This window comes from Chryseobacterium sp. MA9 (assembly GCF_024399315.1).
Classification (GTDB): Bacteria; Bacteroidota; Bacteroidia; order Flavobacteriales; family Weeksellaceae; genus Chryseobacterium.
This window is the reverse complement of the sequence record NZ_CP075170.1, coordinates 2412079-2433816: the sequence shown is the minus strand read 5'-3', so window position 1 is coordinate 2433816 and position 21738 is coordinate 2412079. Positions and strand designations below refer to the sequence as shown.

At 35.4% G+C, this 21738-nt stretch carries 23 protein-coding genes; 22 read left to right on the top strand and 1 reads right to left on the bottom strand.

Annotated elements, in window-relative coordinates; genetic code table 11:
- The first annotated feature begins 94 nt into the window (after nt 1-94).
- From aceA to KIK00_RS11010, 11 genes are all read left to right on the top strand, one after another.
- Entirely contained in the window at nt 95-1375 is a 1281-nt protein-coding gene (aceA, locus tag KIK00_RS11060; protein WP_255816595.1) for an isocitrate lyase, read from the top strand.
- A 179-nt stretch (nt 1376-1554) separates the two neighbouring features.
- Nucleotides 1555-2127, top strand: a complete 573-nt coding sequence (locus KIK00_RS11055; RefSeq protein WP_255816594.1) for an OmpH family outer membrane protein — start codon at nt 1555-1557, stop codon at nt 2125-2127.
- Nucleotides 2128-2240: 113 nt separating this feature from the next.
- Entirely contained in the window at nt 2241-2627 is a 387-nt protein-coding gene (locus KIK00_RS11050; protein ID WP_255816593.1) for a thioesterase family protein, read from the top strand.
- A gap of 79 nt (nt 2628-2706) precedes the next feature.
- Nucleotides 2707-3495 (top strand): hypothetical protein, encoded by a 789-nt coding sequence (locus KIK00_RS11045; RefSeq protein WP_255816592.1) that lies wholly within the window; start codon nt 2707-2709, stop codon nt 3493-3495.
- A gap of 2 nt (nt 3496-3497) precedes the next feature.
- Complete coding sequence (locus tag KIK00_RS11040) at nt 3498-3872, top strand: hypothetical protein (protein ID WP_255816591.1); 375 nt, start codon at nt 3498-3500, stop codon at nt 3870-3872.
- Nucleotides 3873-3909: 37 nt separating this feature from the next.
- Nucleotides 3910-4296 (top strand): hypothetical protein, encoded by a 387-nt coding sequence (locus KIK00_RS11035; RefSeq protein WP_255816590.1) that lies wholly within the window; start codon nt 3910-3912, stop codon nt 4294-4296.
- Nucleotides 4297-4371: 75 nt separating this feature from the next.
- On the top strand, nt 4372-5814 hold the full coding sequence (locus tag KIK00_RS11030; RefSeq protein WP_255816589.1) for a serine hydrolase: 1443 nt from the start codon (nt 4372-4374) through the stop codon (nt 5812-5814).
- A 72-nt stretch (nt 5815-5886) separates the two neighbouring features.
- The gene (locus KIK00_RS11025; RefSeq protein ID WP_047378909.1) at nt 5887-6333 is read left to right on the top strand and encodes a 6-carboxytetrahydropterin synthase; all 447 of its coding nucleotides are present in this window, start codon (nt 5887-5889) and stop codon (nt 6331-6333) included.
- 20 nt (nt 6334-6353) lie between these two features.
- Complete coding sequence (locus KIK00_RS11020; RefSeq protein ID WP_255816588.1) at nt 6354-7124, top strand: UDP-2,3-diacylglucosamine diphosphatase; 771 nt, start codon at nt 6354-6356, stop codon at nt 7122-7124.
- Nucleotides 7125-7318: 194 nt separating this feature from the next.
- On the top strand, nt 7319-8311 hold the full coding sequence (locus KIK00_RS11015; protein WP_255816587.1) for an acyl transferase: 993 nt from the start codon (nt 7319-7321) through the stop codon (nt 8309-8311).
- 103 nt (nt 8312-8414) lie between these two features.
- A complete protein-coding gene (locus KIK00_RS11010; protein ID WP_255816586.1) occupies nt 8415-8960 on the top strand; it encodes a hypothetical protein in 546 nt (181 codons plus the stop codon).
- Nucleotides 8961-9251: 291 nt separating this feature from the next.
- On the opposite strand, the gene aqpZ is transcribed toward KIK00_RS11010, so the two are convergent.
- The gene (gene aqpZ, locus KIK00_RS11005; RefSeq protein WP_047379563.1) at nt 9252-9968 is read right to left on the bottom strand and encodes an aquaporin Z; all 717 of its coding nucleotides are present in this window, start codon (nt 9966-9968) and stop codon (nt 9252-9254) included.
- Between the two features lie 219 nt (nt 9969-10187).
- Between aqpZ and KIK00_RS11000 the strand changes: the two genes are divergently transcribed.
- The 11 genes from KIK00_RS11000 (at nt 10188) to KIK00_RS10950 (ending at nt 21728) form a co-directional block, all read left to right on the top strand.
- Entirely contained in the window at nt 10188-10808 is a 621-nt protein-coding gene (locus tag KIK00_RS11000; RefSeq protein WP_255816585.1) for a DUF5715 family protein, read from the top strand.
- 63 nt (nt 10809-10871) lie between these two features.
- Entirely contained in the window at nt 10872-11651 is a 780-nt protein-coding gene (locus KIK00_RS10995; RefSeq protein WP_255816584.1) for a hypothetical protein, read from the top strand.
- A gap of 16 nt (nt 11652-11667) precedes the next feature.
- The gene (locus KIK00_RS10990) at nt 11668-12291 is read left to right on the top strand and encodes a hypothetical protein (RefSeq protein ID WP_255816583.1); all 624 of its coding nucleotides are present in this window, start codon (nt 11668-11670) and stop codon (nt 12289-12291) included.
- Between the two features lie 110 nt (nt 12292-12401).
- Entirely contained in the window at nt 12402-13073 is a 672-nt protein-coding gene (locus KIK00_RS10985) for a sensor histidine kinase (RefSeq protein WP_255816582.1), read from the top strand.
- Complete coding sequence (locus KIK00_RS10980) at nt 13042-13719, top strand: response regulator (RefSeq protein WP_255816581.1); 678 nt, start codon at nt 13042-13044, stop codon at nt 13717-13719. Before KIK00_RS10985 ends, KIK00_RS10980 begins: the two co-directional genes overlap by 32 nt.
- Before the next feature lie 150 nt (nt 13720-13869).
- Nucleotides 13870-15222: a DUF2235 domain-containing protein gene (locus tag KIK00_RS10975; protein ID WP_255816580.1), complete on the top strand. Its 1353-nt coding sequence runs from the start codon at nt 13870-13872 to the stop codon at nt 15220-15222.
- A 253-nt stretch (nt 15223-15475) separates the two neighbouring features.
- Entirely contained in the window at nt 15476-16213 is a 738-nt protein-coding gene (locus tag KIK00_RS10970) for a hypothetical protein (RefSeq protein WP_255816579.1), read from the top strand.
- Between the two features lie 49 nt (nt 16214-16262).
- On the top strand, nt 16263-16511 hold the full coding sequence (locus tag KIK00_RS10965) for a hypothetical protein (RefSeq protein ID WP_077419135.1): 249 nt from the start codon (nt 16263-16265) through the stop codon (nt 16509-16511).
- Between the two features lie 136 nt (nt 16512-16647).
- Complete coding sequence (locus tag KIK00_RS10960; protein WP_255816578.1) at nt 16648-18576, top strand: ABC-F family ATP-binding cassette domain-containing protein; 1929 nt, start codon at nt 16648-16650, stop codon at nt 18574-18576.
- 146 nt (nt 18577-18722) lie between these two features.
- On the top strand, nt 18723-19079 hold the full coding sequence (locus KIK00_RS10955; protein WP_255816577.1) for a hypothetical protein: 357 nt from the start codon (nt 18723-18725) through the stop codon (nt 19077-19079).
- A 255-nt stretch (nt 19080-19334) separates the two neighbouring features.
- Nucleotides 19335-21728 (top strand): TonB-dependent receptor, encoded by a 2394-nt coding sequence (locus KIK00_RS10950; RefSeq protein ID WP_255816576.1) that lies wholly within the window; start codon nt 19335-19337, stop codon nt 21726-21728.
- Nucleotides 21729-21738 lie beyond the last annotated feature (10 nt).

The following is a 21738-nucleotide window of genomic DNA, read 5'->3' as shown; positions in this document are numbered from 1 at the left end:
TTGAAAATAAAATGATTGAATAACAACTAACAATGGAACTAGCATCCAGTAACAAAATTACTCTCAAAACCTAATCTAACAAAATCCAAATATTATGAAAACAAGACAAGAACAAATCCAGGCTATAGAACAAGACTGGCTGACAAACCCACGCTGGAACGGTGTAAAAAGACCATATACAGCAGAAGAAGTTTTGAAACTTCGTGGTTCTTATACCATAGAGTACACGATTGCTACGGAAATGTCAAAAAAATTCTGGAATAAATTAAATAACCAGGATTATGTGGCAGGACTTGGAGCTCTTACAGGTAATCAGGCAGTACAGGAAGTGGATGCCGGACTGGAAGCTATTTATCTTTCAGGATGGCAGGTGGCTGCAGATGCCAATTTATCAGGAGAAATGTATCCGGATCAGTCACTGTATCCTGCCAATTCAGTGCCTTCTGTAGTAAAAAAAATTAATAATGCCTTATTGAGGGCAGATCAGGTACAATCTGTGAGCGGAACCGGAGATAAAGAATATCTGGTACCCATTATTGCGGATGCAGAAGCTGGTTTTGGAGGTAACCTGAATGCTTTTGAACTGATGAAGCAGATGATAGAAGCGGGAGCTGCTGCTGTACACTTTGAAGATCAACTTTCATCCGCAAAAAAATGTGGGCATTTAGGTGGAAAAGTATTGGTGCCAACGCAGGAGGCGGTCAACAAACTGATTGCTGCACGTCTGGCTGCCGATGTACTGGGGGTTCCGAGTCTTATTATTGCAAGAACAGATGCGGATGCTGCAGATTTACTGACATCTGATATTGATGACAGAGATAAAAAATTCGTAACAGGAGAGAGAACTACTGAAGGATTTTATGTAGTAAGAAACGGTGTAGAACAGGGAATCGACAGAGGTTTGTCCTATGCACCATATGCAGATCTGATCTGGATGGAAACCTCAAATCCGGATTTGGAGCAGGCAAGAAGATTTGCAGAAGGAATTCATGCGAAATTTCCTGGGAAAATGCTTGCTTATAACTGTTCCCCTTCATTCAACTGGGCTGCAAGGCTGAGTGTGGAAGAGATGTCTACTTTCCGTGAAGAGCTGGCAAAAATGGGGTACAAGTTTCAGTTTATTACATTGGCTGGTTTCCATGCTTTGAATACGGCAATGTTTGAATTAGCCTTAGCCTATAAAGAAAGAGGAATGGCTGGATACTCAGAACTGCAGGAGCGTGAGTTTGCTCTGCAGCAGAAAGGATTCAGAGCGGTGAAGCATCAGTCTTTTGTAGGGACTGGGTATTTTGATGAAATACAGAATGTTGTTACAAACGGTTCTTCAGCTACTGTAGCAATGAAAGATTCTACAGAAACCGCACAATTCCATTAGTCATTTTTTTCATATTTTTTTGATGTTGAACCTTCCTTTTTAGGGAGGTTTTTCTTTGTTTAAAACGTTGTAAGCCCGTTTTTAGTTCATTCAAATCATAAAGTAGCAAAGGAGTAAATGTCATATGATAAGTAATTAAAATTTGAATTATATTTGGGGACGAAAAAATATTATTAAAAATGAATTTAATTAAAGTACTTTTTATTACATTAGGATTAACGCTTACTGCAAATGCTGCCAATGCTCAACAGAAGATTGGAAGTGTGAACACAGAAGATGTTTTTGCAAGTTTATCTGAAGTAAAAACTATAGGAACTACTATTGATAATCTGACTAAAACAAAACAGACTGAAATTGAAAAGCTGATCAATGATTATCAGACTAAATTGAAAGCGGCACAGGATAAAGAAAAAACTTTAAGTGAGGCTAATAAAGAAGCAGTAACTAAAGAACTGATTGCAGCACAAACAGAATTACAGGGTTTAGGTAAAAAAATAGAAGAAACAAGAGCGCAGGCTGCTAAAGATATTTCTGCTAAGCAAAATGAAATGCTTACTCCACTGCAAAAGAAAGTAAGAGATGTTATTTTTGCTGTAGCTAAAGAGAAAAACCTGAGCTATGTATTTGATACAGCAGCACAGGAATCTAATAACCTGCTTTATACTGACGGAAGTGAGGATATTACTGCAATTGTAAAAAGTAAATTAGGTGCTACGGCAACTGCTGCTAAGCCTGCAGGGAAAGCTAAATAAAAATTTCAATACTGAATATTGAACGGAATCAGAGATCATCTGATTCCGTTTTTTTTATTTAGAAAATAGAAGTTCTGTTTTAAAATGATAAATTTGAGTAAACTTTCATGAGCATGAATTTAATGTACGAAAAACAGATAAAGGTAACGGAAGAGCATATTGATCAGAACAATCATGTAAATAATGTACAATATGTACATTGGGTGGAAGAAGTGGCAGCAGAACACTGGGATCTTCTGAAACATCAAACCGAGTATGTAAATGATGCCTGGATGCTTCTGGATCACCATATCCAATATAAAAAACAGGTTTATCTGAATGATATGATCACAGTAAGAACCTATCCCATGACTCCTGAAGGAGCTAAACAGCCAAGAAAAGTCGAATTTTATTGCAATGATGAACTTGTGGTAGATTCAAGTACACTTTGGATTCTCTTCGATCCGGAAACAAAAAAGATCAAACGACTGGGAAGTGACTGGCTGGAGAAGTTTTTTTAGACAGGTAAAATAATTAAAATCAGAGTAGAAAATAGAACTTTTATTTTAATCTACAACATTCAATAAAAAACTAAATAACATGAAATTCTTTTATTTACTGGCTTTGCTGTTTCTTGGCATGGCAGGGTATGGTCAGGAAAATCCTTACTGGTTTACGGATGATATTAAGAGAAAGGTGGCAGACTCTACTCAAAGTCAATCATGGAGAAGCCAGATGGGGGCAACATATTACTCGATAAGCGGGCAATATAAACCAGCACTGGAAAGCTGGGATCAGACTTTCGGAAGAGTGAAAAAGCTAAATGCTGCCGATAGTCTGAAATTCACAAAATTAATTCCAGTCAATGCAAAAGAGTATATTCTGAAAAAAGCGGCCAATGAGAAAATAATCATCATCAATGAAGCTCATCACAATGCCAGCCATAGAACTTTTGCCACTTCTTTACTTCAGGGTTTATATGACAGAGGTTACAGATACTTAGGAATAGAAACATTAGCGAATGATTCTTTAAATACAGATAAATATGCCACTCTCACCAGCGGATATTATTCCAAAGAACCGGAATTTGGAAATTTTATTTACAATGCTCTGAAAATTGGATTCAGGCTTTTCTCCTACGAAGCAGAAGGAAACAATAAAGAAAGAGAAATTGGAGAAGCCAAAAATATTTTCAATTTTATGCAGCAGAATAAAGAGGGAAAATATCTGATTTATTGTGGTTATCAGCATGCTTATGAAGGAATCCATAAATCCTGGGAAAAAACGATGGCTGGACGACTTTCAGACTTAACAGGTGTCAATCCGTTTACAATTGACCAGACTCAGTTTTCAGAAAAAAGCTCCCTGAAGTATAACGAACCACTTTGAGATTGATAAACAATACCGTGCCTGTTGTTTTGAAAAGTGAAAACCAAATGATCTATAATGGTGAAGACAAAGAATTGTATACGGATATTAAAATCATTCACCCCGTTACAAAATACATTAAAGACAGACCAGATTGGATGCTGAAGGAAACCCGAAAGTTTTATAAAATTCCGGTTTCTAAAGTTTCAACATATCCGGTTATGGTTTTTGCTTACCGAAAAGGTGAATTTGAGCAAAAAGGAATTCCCGCAGATATCATTGAAATCAATACCTCTAAGGACAATCGTTTTTTAATCCTTGATAAGGGAAATTATGATATTGTTATTAAAGATAAAGAGTACAAAGTCATTAATAGATTCGAGAAAAGGATAAAATAAAGTTCAGCTGGAAATGTGTTGAATAAAAAATGAGTCAATGAAAAATAAGTTGAGAAAAATCATCATTAATAATAGTGAATATTTATATTCTGTAACAGACCAATTTCATGCTGAAACAGAAACCAATACTTTGACTGTGAAGGTTTTTTTAAGAGGGCAAAAGCAAACACCTTTAATCATCAAATTTATGACTGTTGATGATTATATGATGGGACAGCCTTTAAAATCAGGTGTTAAGTTGGTGAATAAAATTACAGGTTCAGAAGATGAGGTAAATCTCAATAAGCCACGATACATCAGGCGGTTTATTTTATTTGGATTAAAAAAAGGATGGTCGGGCTCCAATTCAATAGAAATACAAAGCGGACTTGATTATTTGAATGAATTAGGTTTTGAAACAGACAAATTGGTTCCCGGGAAATAACAGATTTTCTTCTCTTTATGTAATATAATAAGACCTACAATTGTTTTAATAGAGAAACATCAAACAAACATTACCATGAAACCATCTATTGTAACGATACTTTTTTTAGGCTTTTTCTTTACCGGTCATAGCCAGACAGCAGACCAGTCAAAAGCAATTGATAACTATATAAAAAAGGTTATTCAAATTAATGAGATACCAGGAATGGCCGTAGGAATCGTTAAGAATAATAAGGTAATTTTCCAGAAATACTATGGAACAGAAACCTTAGAGACTAATAAAAAAGTAGATGGCAATTCTATGTTCAGGATTTATTCTACTACAAAGTTGATGTCAAATGTTGGACTCTTTCAGCTTGTAGAGCAGGGGAAAGTATCTTTAGAAGATAAAATATCAAAATATATTGATAATGTACCGGCAGAGTGGCAAAATGTTCAGGTAAAAAATCTTTTATCTCATTCCTCAGGATTGCCAGACTGGATTCGTTTCAGTGATATTGCAGCAGATGCTACCAATGCTGAAGTGATTAGTCGATTATCAAAAGAAAAAATGGAATTTGAAACCGGAAGTGATTATAGGTACAATCAGACCAACTACATGCTGATTACGATGATCATTGAGAAAATAACAGGAGAGAAATTTGAAGATTATATCCTGAAGAATCAGTTTTCAGATTCTAAAAATCAGGTGGTGTTTTCATCCAATTCCATTGAGAAAATTCCTAACAGAATTGTAAAATATATCTACAACAAGAATACACATCAATACGATAAATCTACATTTGTAGAAGGAAGAAGGGCGCATTCAGCCAATGGTCTGGCCATTGCATTGCCTGCTTTCTTACAGTGGAGCATTCATTTGAGTAAGAATGATTTTCTAAAACCTGCCACACAGGAATTGATGTGGAAACCGTTTGAATACAAAAATAAAGACATCATCTTCACTCATGGTTGGGATATGGGAAATTTTAATAATATAAAGTCCTATCATTTTTCAGGTGGAAATGTAAGTGGCTATAAAATTTTTCCGGATAATAATATTGCTATTATATTGATGTATAATGGATATAAAGAGTTTCCGGTTTATTACCCAATGATTAATCAGATTGCAGGTATTATGGATAAACGTTTGCTGAATCCATACATGGTGGCAGAAGAATATACAAAGTCTGAACCTCTTGTTCATCCTGACCTAAAAAAAGAAATCTACGGCTACCGAACAGAAAAGGACAATATTATTTTTTCTTACCAATTTCCTGACAAACGAAGTGTAGAATATATCAAAAGTATTTCAGTTACAGGCTCATTTAATGATTGGAATCCTGATAGTCAGGCATATTATATGAATCTGAAAAAGAATAATACTTTTGAGTTGGTATTGCCAAAATCTCAGTTTGAAAAAGGAAAAAACCATCAATTCAAATTTGTTATGAATAAAAATGGCTGGCTTTCTGTACCTTACAATGCAATCAATGTTGATGGCTCACCGGATAATAATTTAACCTTTAAGATCGACTAAAAGTATATATTAATATCGCTGTAATAGAAACAGTCTTTTCTGTGTTAAGCGGTTTTATCATATCTTTGCAGTATGATACGTATTACAAAAATTTTTACATTTGAAACAGCTCATGTACTTTACAACTACGATGGGAAGTGTAAAAATATGCATGGACATTCCTATAAGCTGTTTGTGACAGTGAAAGGAAAACCGATCAATGATATTGAAAATCCTAAAAATGGAATGGTGGTAGATTTCGGAGATATCAAAAGTATCGTAAATTCCGAAATTGTAGATGTATGGGACCATGCGGTTCTTGTAAATGCTCTGTCTCCACACAAAGAATTGGGGGATGACCTGGAACAGAAAGGGCATAAAGTAATCTATTGCAGTTTCCAGCCAACCTGTGAAAACATGTTGTATGCTATTGCTGCTAAAATCAAATCAAAACTTCCTGAAGGAATTTCTTTAGCCTATCTTAAACTTCATGAGACAGAAAATTCTTATGGAGAATGGTTTGCAGAAGATAATCAATAATTTACCCCAAAACTCAGAAGGTGTTAAAAACGATAATTAATTTAGAACCTGGAAAAAAAGTATATTTCGCTTCAGATCAGCATTTTGGAGCACCCACTCCAAGTGAGAGCAAAGTGCGTGAAGAAAAATTTATACGTTGGTTGGATGAGATCAAAGAAGATGCTCAGGTTTTGTTTTTAATGGGTGATCTTTTTGACTTCTGGCATGAATGGAAACATGTGGTTCCCAAAGGATATATCAGGGTACTCGGAAAAATTGCAGAACTTAAAGACAGAGGAATTCATATCTATTTCTTTGTCGGAAACCATGATCTGTGGATGAAAGATTATCTTGAAGAGGAAATTGGCTGTACGGTATTTTATCAGAAACAATATTTCGAAATGGGTGGAAAGCAGTTTTTGCTGGCCCATGGAGACGGGCTGGGACCTGGTGACAAAGGATATAAAAGAATGAAAAAATTATTCACAAATCCGGTAGCACAATGGTTCTTCAAATGGCTTCACCCTGATATTGCAATGAAAATTGCATTATACCTTTCCCAAAAAAATAAAATGATCTCCGGAGAAGAAGACAAAGCATTTCTGGGAGAAGATAAAGAATTCCTGATCATTTATTCTAAAGAAAAGCTGAAGACTGAGAAGATAGACTATTTTATTTATGGACACAGACACCTGCCAATGGTACTTGATCTGGAACAGAATTCAAAGTATATCAACCTCGGAGACTGGATTTCCTATTTTACTTACGGGGTCTTTGAGAAAGATTTTGAACTGAAGACTTTTGAAAAATAAAGCAAAAAAATTACCCCTAAAAAGAGGTAACTTTCGAACGGGTTGAAACCCACTCTTGTTTTTAATCCATATTCCGTTCAGGTATGTGCAAGAAGCTTACCAAAAATAGAATTAGTAGATTAAAAAAATATTAAATGTCAATATTTTATTTTTATAATTGCTTTATACAGAAGTGGTAAGGTGTTTAAAAAGTTATGGAATTAAAAAATATATTCAATATACAGACTGAACAGGATTTCCTGAATGCATCATTGAAAACATTCCGTTATCAATATGAAAATGTTGAAATATACAGGAAGTTCATCGACTTTCTGAATGTTAATCCTGATGAGGTAGATAGTTTGGTGAAGATTCCGTTTTTACCTATTGAGATGTTCAAAAACCATCAGATTCTGGATAAAAATATAAGAACCGATCTGTTTTTTCAGAGTTCAGGAACAACACAGATGAATCTGTCAAAACATTTCATTGCAGATCCGGAACTTTATGAAGAAAGTATTTATAAAAGTTTTGAACAGTTTATTGGTAAGCCGGAAGATTTTATTTTTCTGGGCTTACTTCCAAGTTATCTGGAAAAACAGAATTCATCATTAATTTATATGGTAGATTATCTGATGAAGAAATCTGCCAAACCGGAAAACGGATATTTCCTTTATAACCATTCTGATCTTTTTGGGTTATTGAATAAACTTCAGGATAAAAAAGTCATTCTTTTCGGGGTTTCCTTTGCTCTTCTTGATTTTCTGGATTACTGTCATTCTGAAAGAAGCGGAGAATCTCTGGATTTTCTTGAAAATTTAGTAGTGATTGAAACCGGAGGAATGAAAGGCAGAAAAGAAGAAATGACCAAAGATGAATTGCTGAAAATCTTACAGGACGGCCTTAAGACAGATAAGATCTACTCAGAATACTCCATGACAGAGTTGCTTTCACAGGCGTACTCCCTTGGAAATAATGAATATAAATGCCCGAACTGGATGAGAATTATGGTTCGGAATGCAGAAGATCCTCTGGCCTATGAAAAAGAAGGAAGAACCGGAGCTATTAATATCATCGATCTGGCCAATACTCATTCCTGTTCTTTTATTGCGACACAGGATTTAGGTAAAATTGTAGGGGATAAATTTCAGGTATTGGGAAGAATAGATCATTCTGATATCAGAGGATGCAGTCTGTTAGTAAGCTAAAAGACTTAACGTAAAAGACAATTGTGAATAGCCAATTTATTACGCTTATCAATTTTGTATTTGTATGCCGGTATTATCATAAATACATTGTACAATTATATTCATGCTCAAAATAGAAGAACTTATACATGCCTATATCCATTCCCATTGCGATTTTGAAAAAGAAATTGTACTGACCAATTATTTTCAGGCCGATTGGGAAGCAGATATTCTGATCATAGATTCAGAAGGGGGAAGTCATGAAATCGAGATTAAGTTTTCGAAAAGTGATTTTAAAAATGATTTCAAAAAATCATATCTCAATAAAGATACCGGCGAAAAATTTCTGAAGCACGATAAAATTTCCTGCGGTGATTATATGTGTAATTCTTTTAGCTTTTTGCTTCCGATGGGAATGGTAGATCCTGCCCTTATCCCCGAACATTGCGGAATCATTGAGTTTTACCATAATGCAGACACCTGGAAAACCGAATTTTATCTGATCCGTCCACCCAAAAAACTTCACGAAGATTCTTACTGGAAGCTGAATGACAAAGACCTTTTTATAAGAAAAATGGCGCTCAATCTGCTTCAACGTAAAATGGAGATCAAAGGAAAACATGAAGAACTTATATTCAAGAACCCTTTTGATATCAAAAAACTGAAATAAAACCAGAAGAATCTGGTAAATAGAATAATATATTTTTAAGGCAAAGCTCTGTTTCCTATATTCAGATTTTGAGAAAGCAGAGAAGGATTCAATAAAATTGATTCTTACCAAGCAGCAGTATAGAGCTCAATCAACGACGCAGTCGTTATCACTTTGCTCCCCCTGAATAAAAAAACTCCTTCATAAAACCTTTGCGTTTCTAAAAAATTAAAAAATAATTTATTTCAAAATCAGAAAATAAAAAAATCCTGCCGCCTGACAGGATTTTATCATTGAATGTTATTTTAAAAATTAATCTGCAACTTCGGCAGTATCTCTCTGAAGTAAGAACTTGTAGATCAAACCTCCTACAACTCCTCCTAAAATAGGAGCTACCCAGAACAGCCAAAGCTGTGACATGGCAATTCCTCCCATAAAGACAGCCTGTGAAAGTGATCTTGCAGGGTTTACTGAAGTATTTGTAATAGGAATAGAAATCAGGTGAATCAAAGTAAGAGCAAGACCGATAGCAAGACCGGCAAATTTACCGTTGGCCCATTTATCTGTAGCTCCCATGATTACAATAAGGAAAAAGGCAGTTAATAAAAACTCAGCCAGAAACGCGGCTCCCATGCTGAAAGCTTTTCCGTTGTAAACGGCCTCTCCGTAAAAGTTCGTGGCAAAATCTCCGGGTTTTGAGAACTCTACTGCTCCCGCACCGTTTAGAATTGTATACAGACATCCTGCTGCTACAATGGCTCCCAGACACTGGGCTACGATGTAAGGAATAAGGTCTTTGGCAGGAAATCTTCCCCCTGCTAAAAGTCCAAAAGAAACTGCCGGATTAAAGTGCCCTCCTGAAATATGGCCTACAGCGTAAGCCATCGTAAGAACAGTAAGACCAAATGCCAAAGCAACTCCTAAAAGTCCGATGCCAATGTCGGGAACGCCAGCTGCGAAAACAGCGCTTCCACACCCTCCGAAAACAAGCCAAAATGTGCCGAAAAATTCAGCGAAAAGTTTTTTTATCATGTTGTTTATTATTTATGTATCTCAAATGTAAAATTTAAATCTTAAAGTAAAAAGTTAAAACTGAAAAAAAAACTCAAAAAAGAGTGAACAAAAAATTATAAAATTGATAATTTGGTGTAAAGTTTGTTTGGGATTTATTTATAGAGTATTATAGTCGGTTTTGAAAGATATAACATAAATGTTTTATCTTTCATTTGTAATTTAAAAGGATGGTGAATGAGAAAGTTTTTTTGTGTGGTCTTTGTACCCTTTATTTATAGTTTACATTATTCGCAGGCAGCAAAAAAGGCTTTTCCCTGCTATGATCTTACTACTGTATTGAAGGTTGAACCTACACCGCTTTACAAATCCCATCTTGATGCCTCAAAGAGTTTTGGAATACAGCTGCTGAAAGATTCCAAAACTGTTCAAAAATATATCAATAAAGGTAAATTCCATAAAATAAAAAAATCCGGTAAAGGATATCAGGTTCAGAGACTTGATTACAGCAGGGCTTATATGGTATCCAAGGCCAAAACTACCCTTGAGAAAATAGGTTCAAAGTTCAGTAAAGATACAAAAGGCGGTACCTTTACCGTTTCATCTATTACCAGAACTCTTGAAGACCAGTGCAGGCTGAGAAGAGTAAATTCTAACGCCTCACTAGGGATTAGTTCTCACAATTATGGTAACTCTTTTGACATTTCTTACGTAAGATTCAACAACGTTTTGAAGTACAATCCGAAAATGGAAATAGCTCTGGAGAAAGTTTTAAAGCATTATCAGAATGCCGGTAGAATATATTACATTAAAGAAAGACAACAGAGCTGTTATCATATTACAGTGAAAAATTATTAATTAAAATCTTACTTGCATAGCATGTTTAGTTTATATATTTTTATAGAACTAAAAACTATGCTTATGTCAACATTAAACATTGTAGACTATATGCTGCCTGTAGAAGAATGCAGAGCAGCGTCAAACGAATGGAAAGCGCACTTCTCTGACTTTTCTAAAATTCAAAAGCTGATTCCTACCAACTATGTTTTTAATATTTCCAGTGAGCACCTTGAGTGGATGAAGGGGTTCAAGGACTATAAAGACTTTTGTGCAGCAGTAGGAGTTTATAGAGATCGTCTGATTCTTATTTTTTATCCTATGAATAATGAAGGGGTAAAAATAGACGTCAAAGAATATCCGTACAGCTTCCTTACCGAACTTGACAGAGACTTGAGACTACAGGAGATTCAGGAATACACTGTTGTTAGAAATGCTGTCCTTTCTAAAAACCTCGAGAGCACGGAGAAGAATTCTAATATGGGATTCCCTGTTTCCAATGCACCGATTCTTGAGCAGGATATAGCTGTATCAGCTATAGAGCGTTGGAGAAATGAAGGTATGGAGTGGTTTTATAAAGAATGCAGAGAAAATGAGGGTATTGGAATTTTCAGAAAATTCTATGTTCCTACAGCAGATCTTTGCCTTACAGATGATGGTTTAGCAGGCATTACTTGTTCTTTTGGCCTTAAATACAATGATATCTATGGAAAGATGCTGGTAACTCTTATTTTTATCTCTTTCCGTGAAAATCTTAGAAATGCTGAACTGGGAGCAGATACCATTTCCAATACATATGACTGGGCAAAACCGTGTCCTCCTATCTGCCGTATTCCGGATGTAGATGTTGGAAGTGAATTTTAAAATGATAAACTGAGGAATGGCTGGACTTTATAAGGCAATTTTATTCCTGAATTATGCACTGCTTCTATCTGTTATACTGCTGGGAGCAGTAAAATACCGCATATTAAACCAAAAAGAAAAGCCGTATTTTCATTGTATTGCTTTTCTTTTTTTTATTGAACTGCTGAATCTTACGTTGCCATATATCTTCAGACTTAATGATACGTCATTTCTTTATCCCTTTTACATCGCAGGAGAATTTTTTTTGCTGACTGGTTTATTTATCAAAAAACTGGATTGGCCGAAATATACTCTAGGGCTTACAGGCTTGCTGGCGGGAGGTTTTATGATTTCGAAATATGGGTTTGATTATCCGTCTAATGCAGATATTGCAAAAGTAGTTTCCAATATTGTTATTATCTGCCTTTCCGGTTTTACCCTGCTCCGTGAGATTAAAAATACCTCTGCACAGAATCGTTTTATTCTGGTAGATGCCAGTATTTTTTTCTACTATTCCGTTTCGGTATTTATTTTTATCATCCAGCATCAGATTGCAAACCTGTCGGAAAATGATTATTATATTATTCTCAGTGCCAATAATATTCTTTCGAGTATTTTGTACTGCTCATTTTTATATACTTTTATCAGATTAAAGAAGTAACTTTAAATATCAATCTGCTGATCCTTATAATTGTTACCATAACAGTTATAGTATCCTTTATTCTGCTTGCCTACAGAGCTTTTATAACCAGAATTATTAAAGAGAAAAACGTGCAGCATGAGGCTGAAGTTCTTCATCAGAAAAAATTAGTGCTGGAAAACATCAAAGCGCAGGAAGAAGAAAGGAAGAGAATTGCAGTAATGATTCATGATGACATCGGAAACCGCCTCAATATTCTTTCTTTATGGTTGAATAACCTTGATACCCAAGGTGATGATCTGATTAAAAAAAATATCTACGGCCAGATGTCTTCCCTGATTGATGCTGCCAGAAGCATTTCTCATTCATTGTACCCTGTAAATCTGGAATCGGTAGGAATGGTTTTATACGTTGAAGAATTAATAGCCAACCTTTCCCATAAAATTAATATATCCCTGCAGGTGATGCCGGGATATGAAAAGAAAGATCTTTTCGTAGAAGTGCAGCTGTATCGGATTATTCAGGAATTTACCACCAATGTGATCAAGCATTCAGATGCAACAGATCTTTGGATCTATATTAAAGATTATCCTGAAAATATGGCTGTTATTATTTCTGATAACGGACAGGGTTTTGAATATGAAGAAGTGAAAAAAGGAATGGGAATAAAAAATATAGAATCCCGTATCAAATCAATGAATGCAACACACAAATGGAAAAAAACTTTTTCAAATAAAGGAAGTCGTTTAATTATAAAAATTCCAAAATATCATGAGTTCCCAAATCAAACTAGCACTGATTGATGATGAACAGCTGATCCTCGAAGGGGTAAGAATGTTGCTGTCCAATGAAAAAAATATATCGGTATGCCTTACCGCAGATAACGGCCCTGATTTTATAGAAGACCTCGGAAAACTTTCAGAAAATGAATTTCCTGATATTGCTCTTGTAGATGTTCAGATGAAACCTATGAACGGCTTTGAGCTGGTAGAAATCCTGAAGGAAAAATATCCCGAACTCAAAATCATTATCCTTTCATCCCATTATAAAACCTCTATCTTAGGATACATGGTCAAGCTGGGAGTATCGGCATTTCTTCCCAAAAATTCAAATAAAAAAACATTTATAGATGCCATCACAATGGTTGATAAAAATGGAGTTTTCTTCACTGCAGAAGACCATCAGATGCTGTTTACCTATATGAACGGTTCTGCCAAGAAAAATTCTCTTTTTGAAACAGAAGATGAGTTGTCTGAAAGAGAAAAAGATGTGGTAAAACTGATCTGTCAGGAGTTTACCAATAATGAAATAGGAGAAAAACTCTTTATCAGTCCAAGAACCGTAGAAAGCCACAGACAGCGTATTTTGGAGAAGATAGGAGCCAAAAATACTGTGGGAATAGTAATTTATGCTATTATAAACAATATTTATTCTCTTGAAAAAATGTAATCTGATTCCGTAGAAATACGGAATTTTTTAATTGGTACTTTTCACTCTACCTAACCTTGTTTTTCTTCTGTTATTTTGGAATGTCTCTTTTGGGGATGTTATTTGAAAAAAACACAAACAAGATCTGTAATAAAAAATTAAAGTAAAAACATGAATGATAGTAGAGTGATTTCTGTCGGGATTTTCTTTGACGGTACAGGAAACAATGGGGTCAATATTCTTTCACCGGATAAACCGCTGAACAACAATGAAAGTTATTATGGTACCTTCACCAATATCTATAAATTATACAGTTTATTTATTGGAGATGAAAAAATATATATCGAAGGAATTGGAACCGTAACGGGCAGTGAAGATAATAATTTTGCTATGGCAACATGTGCAAACCCACCGTATGGGAATGGATATTCTTCCGATGATAAACTTCAGAAAGCAGGGGATTTTGTAGAGCGGATTATTCATGATCAGACAAAAGAATATCATTTTTATATCTATGGATTCGGGAGAGGAGGAATGTTGGCAAGAACTTTCTGCAATCAGCTTTTAGCTCATTATTCTTCGGAAAATTTCAGAATAAGATTTTTAGGAGCTTTTGATACGGTAGAATCCAAACCTTTTAATAATTATAATCTGAATATTCCTGCCCAGGTAGAGAGTGCTTTGCATATCTGTGCAGTCAATGAGAGTCGGTTTTTCTTTCCGCTTACCGGTTTTTTTGAAAACTCAAAAATAATGGAGGATCAAAAATTGGAAAATACATCTTCTGTTTGGAAAGAAATCTTTGTGCCGGGTGATCATGCTGATATCGGAGGAGGATATCTTGAAGGGCCGCAGTCTGTTTATATTTCTACAGACTTCATTCATATTGATGATCTGCATCACTATGTTTCAGATATCAGGAATGAAAAAACCAATGCTGAAGGTAATAAAATCTGGGATGCTCTGCTTTCCGGATACGAAATTGAGACCGCCAATGGTCTTTCACAGGCATATGTGTGCCGGGATAAGGTATATAATGATCTTTCAAAAGTTTATGGAAAACTGATGCTGGAAGAAACTAATGCTAAAGTATCCATTTTCAGTACAGATAATGATGCATATTTTGGAACAGATTATAATAAGCATCCTTTTCTCAGTCGTTTTTATATCAAAATAAAAGAATATATAAAAGATCTTTCTGCGGGTAAAAAACCAATCTATGATTTTTGGAAATTTGCGGATTATACCCATATTTCAGCAAATTTCGGATTATATAGCAATAGCTTTCTGAAAAAATCCCAGCGGGAAATTAATATTGAATTGATTAATAACGGATTAAATGTTTCCAGCAGTACTTCTGTTGACCAGACCAGCCGGACAAGGCTTTCCGTTGATCTTCATCTGCCGGAAGACAGTTTTGTTGCAGATTTTCTTTACGGAACCAGTGTTCCTAATAATGACATATGGGATCGTTCCATTTTAAAAACACAGACAGCTATTACATTAAATGAAATTAAGAATTAGTGCCAACACTTCTCAGTTTTAAATTTAGGTTAGGGGACATCACTCAGGTGTCTCCTTTTTTTTTATAAGCTGTTTACGATCAATGAGTATAATTACTGAATCCTGAATTTAGTATAATATACTGTAGTTTTTGGATTTTAATTCTCGTTATTTTGAATTGTTCATTTCACGAAACTTCAACATCATAACGTGAACAAAGGCGTATTCTGAAAAGCCTAATATCAAAAGAGTAAGAACACCAAAGATTAAAACAATGGAAAAGACACTCATTCAAAAATTATGGACTACAATATTCTCAATTAATTTTGATTTTACCTCAAAGTATCAACAAGAGATTCTAAGATATCTGCAGATGAATAATTATAAATTGGTAGGATATAAAGGAGCATCAGGTCCCAATCAGATTTCTTCAGGGGTACCAGCTTGGTTTTCAATTTATTATACTGAGATGTTTGGGTATGAAGAAATTGATTGTGAACCAAAATATAAAGTATATGTTTATAATAAAGGGGTTATTGATATCAATACAACCATTCAAATGCAGGCAATATCGGCTGAAATTCCATTAGGTACAGCAGTAACTTTCCATCAGGATGGTTCTTTTTCTACCACTACAGGGGCCCCGGCGGAAGCTATCACTGTAAAAAATGAAAGAGGAGTTGGTACGTCAGATATTACAATAGGATTAGCTGCAGCAATAAAAGGAAGATTTCAGCCTTTCTGTGCTTTTACATGTGCTCCACAAGGAGAAGTGATCATGAAACCTAATGACAATATAGTTCTATTTGCTGTCCAGAAAGGTATTGTTCCAGGATCTGTTACTTGTTATACAGCAGGATCTGGATGTAATTTTATATTCAGTGCGCAGAATGATGTTTACGATTTGCAGATGATCCCGGGAACTTATGGTATTGAAAATGCACCAGGAAAAGCACCTGTAAAATCTATACTTCCGGGGACATTATTAGTAGAGCTTCTCAATATCTTATAAAAGAATCCCGGAAAATTATTTCAAATTAAATCACCAAAAACAAATAATTATGAAAGTTTCAGAATGGCTCAAAAAAGCAAATAAACTTTTAGACACTTGTGAATACCAAATCAGTATTAAAAATGGAAGTAAACCCATCACAATGTCTGAAGCTAAGACCTTGAACGAATTGCAGGTTGCAATAGGATCTAACCATGGGATCAAACAAGTGAAATATAAAGAAGCTGAAGCAACCCTTGTAGAAATGATTGCTATGGTAGAAGCAGGGCAGAAAACTCCACCGCTTACGCCTGGATAAATGTCTTACAAAATCAAGTACATTAAAGGAAAGAGCTGTCTGTTTTGGGCAGCTTTTTTTATTTCTGGGCTATTCATTTCTTTTTCCGTATTTTTGCACCCGAAAATTCATTATTCATTACTAATTATTAATTAAGATGCTTTCGGTTCAAAGTTTAGGATTACACCATTCAGGAAATTATTTATTTCAAAATGTCAATTTCACCATCAAAAAAGATGATAAAGTTGGTCTCGTAGGAAAAAATGGAGCGGGGAAATCCACTTTATTGAAAATGCTGTCCGGAGAAATTAATTTCTACGAAGGAGAGGTTGTGATGGAAGGAAGCGTTACCATTGGTTTCCTGAAGCAGGATCTTGATTTCGTAAAAGGAAGAACCGTTTGGGCTGAAACGATGCAGGCTTTTGAGCAGATTAATGCATGGAAGAATGAGCTTGAAGAAGTGAATCATCAGATGACCGTCCGAACAGATTACGAAAGTGACTCCTATACGGATTTGATTAACAAAATGACTGAACTGAATGACCTTTTGATGAACCATGATGCCTACAATCTTGAAGGTGATATGGAGAAAGTTTTGTTTGGTTTAGGATTTAAAGCAGATGATTTCCAAAAAATTACCGATGAATTTTCCGGAGGATGGAGAATGAGAATTGAATTGGCAAAATTACTTCTTCAGAAGAATGATATTATGCTTCTCGATGAGCCTACCAACCACCTGGATATGGAATCCATCATCTGGCTTGAAAACTTCCTGAAAGATTATCCGGGAGCTATTGTTCTTGTAAGTCACGATAAACAGTTTATGACTGCGGTTTGTAACCGTACTTTTGATATCAACAATAGAAAAGTTGACGACTATAAAGCCAACTATTCGAAATATCTGGTAATGAGAGAAGATCGCCGTGAAAAACTGATTCAGGCTAAAAAGAATCAGGATGCGGAGATCAAGCAGATGGAAGACAACATTAATAAGTTCCGTGCAAGTGCTACTAAAGCATCTTTTGCACAGTCACTTATTAAGAAATTAGATAAAATAGAACGTATCGAAGTTGATAATGAAGACGTTTCAAAATTCAATATCCGTTTCGTACAGTCTATGGTTCCTGGAAAGATCATCTTTGAAGCGGATCATTTAGGAAAAGCTTACGGACAAAAGCAGATTTTTGATGATGTAGACTTTATCGTTCAGAGAGGAGACAGAATTGCTCTTTTAGGGCAGAACGGACAGGGAAAAACAACTTTAGCTAAAATTTTAGCAGGAGATATTAAAGATTATTCCGGAACATGGAATCTTGGACATAATGTAAACATCGGATATTTTGCTCAGAATCAGGAAGAGGTTTTAACACCTAATAAAACGGTTCTGGAAGAAGCAGAAGATGCTGCAACAGAAGAGACAAGACCAAGAGTAAGAGACTTATTAGGATCTTTCCTTTTCCAGGGAGACGCTGTTACTAAGAAAACAAAAGTACTTTCCGGAGGAGAGAGAAACCGTCTGGCACTTTGTAAACTGTTGCTTCGTCCTTTCAACACATTGATCATGGACGAACCTACCAACCACTTGGATATCCAGTCTAAGGAGATTATCAAGCTGGCGTTGCAGAATTTTGAAGGAACTTTAATTGTAATCTCGCACGACAGGGAATTCCTTCAGGGACTTTGTGATAAGATCTACGAATTCCGTGATGGGAAAATGAAAGAATTCCTTGGAGATATCAACGAATATCTTGAATACAGACAGAAAGAAACTATCAGAGAGATTTCTGCAGAAAAGGCTAAACTTCACAGCGAAGTTAAGGTAGAACCTAAGAAAGTAGAAGAAAAACCTGTAGTAAGCAGCAGCCCATCTTCAAATATCGTTAGTAAAGAACAGAAAAATATACAGAATAAAATCAAAAAAGTAGAAGAGAGAATTTCTGAGCTTGAAATAAAAGTAGAGGAAATGGAAACTTCTTTTGCCAAAGAAAATCCTTCAGATGAAACCTTAGAGAAATACAATAAGGCTAAGGAAGAGCTGGATACAGCTTTGCAGGAGTGGGAATATCTTGGTACCCAACTTGATTAAATAAAATAGAAATGCTTCATCAACTAAAAATTGTGAAGCATTTTTTTTGTAACAAAACCCTTTTCATTTGTACCTATTATCAATAAGTCTAAGTAATTTAATAAAAGTTTAAGGAAACAATTAAATTATTTTCATAATTTTGAACTATGATTTTTAAAGAAAGCAGAAACCTAAAGAGTTTTATCTCCAAGCTATTGTTTGGAGTATATTTCCTCGCGCTGCTTTCTCAGAGCTTTCACCATCACGATGCTGTAGATTATTTTAAGGCTTTCAATCTTAAAAAAGTAGAGAATACGGTGACGAAAGCAGTTACTAAAGAGAAAGCTGGCGACTGTCTGGCCTGCCACTTTTTGGTTACCGGACATACATTAGCTCCTGAAGAATTCAGTTTTACTGTTGAGCATTACAGCCACGAGGTAAAACAAATCATCGCCATCCAGGAGAAAATCTGGTCTCAGACCAAATTCACGTTTCAGCTTCGGGGACCACCCGCAATTTCTTAATTTATAGATTCTATAGGGTTTAAAGTTTGACTTTAAGTTCAATGTTGAATGCTTCAAATTATTTGATGTTTAAAGTTTAGGGTTGTTGAAAAACAGCTGATAGGTGTAGTTGATATTTAAATAATGTTCAATTACTAACTACTAATTTCTAACCTCTAACTTCTCATTAGACATTTACAATTAAACAAACCCGTCCCACAAATTTTAACGAAAAATGTACCCTGATGAAAAGGGTACGCAATCAATCTATTTACAATGAAATTGATATATTGCCTGCTGCTGATCTTTTGCGGATCAGCATTTACAAGTGCACAAAAAACTTATACTGTAGAGGGAACCGTTCAGGATTTCCACGATAAAACATTGCTGGAAAATGCCGTGATTAAAGTCGGAAACTTTACAGCCAAAACAAACAAGAAAGGTCAATTTTCTTTTGACAAAATTCCTGCAGGAAAGTATACACTCATTGCTCAGCACCCTGATTGTGATGATTATACTGAAAATATAGGAGTTGATCAGGATGTTCATTTGGTGATCACGCTGGAGCATCACGTCAAAGATATCGAAACAGTGACCGTTCATGGAAGCCATAAGAACAATGGAAGCATGGTGGTGAAAACTATTGACAAAGCAATGATTTCAAGAAATGTCACCGAAAACTTAGGAAATTTACTAACGAATATTTCCGGTGTTAACGTTCTTAAGACAGGGAATAATATCGCAAAGCCTATTATCCACGGGCTTTATGGAAGTAGAGTTTCCATTCTTAATGATGGGGTAAAGCTGGCCGAACAGGAATGGGGAGTAGAGCATGCTCCCAATGTGGATGTCAATAATTTTGAACATATTGATGTGATCAAAGGAGCATCTGCCCTAAAGTACGGAAGTGGTGCAGTAGGTGGAGTAGTTGTTTTGCAGCCTCAGGTTTTGCCTAAGAAAGACACCATCATGGGAAATGTTTCTCTTTCCGGAATTTCTAACGGGAGAGGAGCTGATCTTAATGTAAAGCTGGCAAAAACCTGGGAGAATGGCTGGGCTATAAAAACCAATGGAAGTTATAAAAAACTGGGGGATCTTGAAGCTCCGGATTATGGCTTGATGAATACAGGACTCGAAAGCTCAGGATTTAATTTCGGAGTACAGAAAATGACATTTGAAAAAGGTTTTTCATTTGATTATTATCTGACTAAAAGCACAGTTGGAATTCTTAGAAGCTCTCACGTAGGGAACTCTGAAGATTTACGCACTGCTCTTACCTCTCCGGAACCCATTTATCAAAGAGATTTTAGTTATGATATTGATAATCCTAAACAGGAAATTGAGCATCATATTGCTAAAGTTTCGGCTTACAAAAGGTTTGAAAATTTTGGAAAAATAACGGCTACTTACAGTTTTCAGTACAATCATAGAAAAGAATATGATATCAGACGTACAGAAGCACTGAGCAAAAAGCCGGCACTGGATCTTGAACTGATTACCAATGATCTGAATGTAAATCACCTGATAGAAAGAGGAAACTGGAATCTTGAAACAGGGATTAATGCAGGGTATCAAAACAACTATTCCAATACGCAGACCGAGGCAAGGCGTCTTGTCCCGAATTATGACAGATATTATGCAGGAATTTATTCTGTATTAAAATATAAAATTGCTCCCCAATTGGATCTTGAACTGGGAGGCAGATATGATTATGATCATTATGATGTAACAAAATGGTATGATCTGAGCGACTGGAATAAGACCTATGCAGCAGATTATTCAAATTTTGTAGTAAGAATAAACCAAAACAGAATTCTTACCAATCCATCATTAACATATAATAATTTTTCAGTAAACGGCGGAATTGTTTATCATCCATCCGAATATTTTAACCTGAAATTTAATTATGCCAGAGTTTCCAGATCTCCGAATATTGCTGAGCTTTTTGCTGACGGACTTCACCACTCTGCAGCCATTATTGAAAGAGGAGATATGAGGATGAAAAGTGAAACAGGAAATCAGTTTAATTTAGTTGCAGATGTAAAAGCAAATGTTTTAAAAGGATTGAATATTTCCGTAAACCCATACTTCTTTTACACTCAGAATTTCATTAATCAGATTCCTACGGGATATCAGAATACCCAGTGGGGTGGAGCTTTTGTAGTATACAGTTATCAGCAGATCAATGCAAAAATGTATGGACTAGATATTGATGCTCAGCTTAAAATAACAGATAATCTAACCTATAAAGGAAGTGGATCTTATGTTTATGGGCAGGATACAACTCATGATGTGCCACTTATTCTTATGATGCCTCCGAATTTTAATAATTCATTGGAATTCAATAAAAAAGAATGGAAAAACTTCTATTTCACAGTAAGTAACAATACTTATCTGAAACAGACAAGATTTCCAACTTATAACGTTCCTATCAGATTATTCGATTCTGACGGAAATCCTTACAATGAAGAAGTAGATATCTCTACACCTCCAAACGGATATTCGCTTTGGAACCTTCAGACAGGGGTGAATCTGTCTAAAAACTTCGGAATTGATTTCTCAGTCCGAAATGTTTTCAATACGTCTTACAGAGATTATCTGAACAGACTTCGTTTCTTTTCCAACGAGATGGGAAGAAACTTTATTTTAACTCTTAAATATCAATTTTAATTACTTAAAA

Excerpts from the sequence above, each read along its gene's own strand:
- KIK00_RS11015 (WP_255816587.1), top strand. The coding sequence starts at position 7,319 with ATGGAATTAAAAAATATATTCAATATACAGACTGAACAGGATTTCCTG.
- aceA (WP_255816595.1), top strand. The coding sequence starts at position 95 with ATGAAAACAAGACAAGAACAAATCCAGGCTATAGAACAAGACTGGCTG.
- KIK00_RS11025 (WP_047378909.1), top strand. The coding sequence starts at position 5,887 with ATGATACGTATTACAAAAATTTTTACATTTGAAACAGCTCATGTACTT.
- KIK00_RS10950 (WP_255816576.1), top strand. The coding sequence starts at position 19,335 with ATGAAATTGATATATTGCCTGCTGCTGATCTTTTGCGGATCAGCATTT.
- KIK00_RS10970 (WP_255816579.1), top strand. The coding sequence starts at position 15,476 with ATGGAAAAGACACTCATTCAAAAATTATGGACTACAATATTCTCAATT.
- KIK00_RS11055 (WP_255816594.1), top strand. The coding sequence starts at position 1,555 with ATGAATTTAATTAAAGTACTTTTTATTACATTAGGATTAACGCTTACT.
- KIK00_RS10990 (WP_255816583.1), top strand. The coding sequence starts at position 11,668 with ATGGCTGGACTTTATAAGGCAATTTTATTCCTGAATTATGCACTGCTT.
- KIK00_RS10960 (WP_255816578.1), top strand. The coding sequence starts at position 16,648 with ATGCTTTCGGTTCAAAGTTTAGGATTACACCATTCAGGAAATTATTTA.
- KIK00_RS10965 (WP_077419135.1), top strand. The coding sequence starts at position 16,263 with ATGAAAGTTTCAGAATGGCTCAAAAAAGCAAATAAACTTTTAGACACT.
- KIK00_RS11045 (WP_255816592.1), top strand. The coding sequence starts at position 2,707 with ATGAAATTCTTTTATTTACTGGCTTTGCTGTTTCTTGGCATGGCAGGG.
- KIK00_RS11030 (WP_255816589.1), top strand. The coding sequence starts at position 4,372 with ATGAAACCATCTATTGTAACGATACTTTTTTTAGGCTTTTTCTTTACC.
- KIK00_RS10975 (WP_255816580.1), top strand. The coding sequence starts at position 13,870 with ATGAATGATAGTAGAGTGATTTCTGTCGGGATTTTCTTTGACGGTACA.
- KIK00_RS10955 (WP_255816577.1), top strand. The coding sequence starts at position 18,723 with ATGATTTTTAAAGAAAGCAGAAACCTAAAGAGTTTTATCTCCAAGCTA.
- KIK00_RS10995 (WP_255816584.1), top strand. The coding sequence starts at position 10,872 with ATGTCAACATTAAACATTGTAGACTATATGCTGCCTGTAGAAGAATGC.
- KIK00_RS11000 (WP_255816585.1), top strand. The coding sequence starts at position 10,188 with ATGAGAAAGTTTTTTTGTGTGGTCTTTGTACCCTTTATTTATAGTTTA.
- KIK00_RS10980 (WP_255816581.1), top strand. The coding sequence starts at position 13,042 with ATGAGTTCCCAAATCAAACTAGCACTGATTGATGATGAACAGCTGATC.
- KIK00_RS11010 (WP_255816586.1), top strand. The coding sequence starts at position 8,415 with ATGCTCAAAATAGAAGAACTTATACATGCCTATATCCATTCCCATTGC.
- KIK00_RS11050 (WP_255816593.1), top strand. The coding sequence starts at position 2,241 with ATGAATTTAATGTACGAAAAACAGATAAAGGTAACGGAAGAGCATATT.
- KIK00_RS11035 (WP_255816590.1), top strand. The coding sequence starts at position 3,910 with ATGAAAAATAAGTTGAGAAAAATCATCATTAATAATAGTGAATATTTA.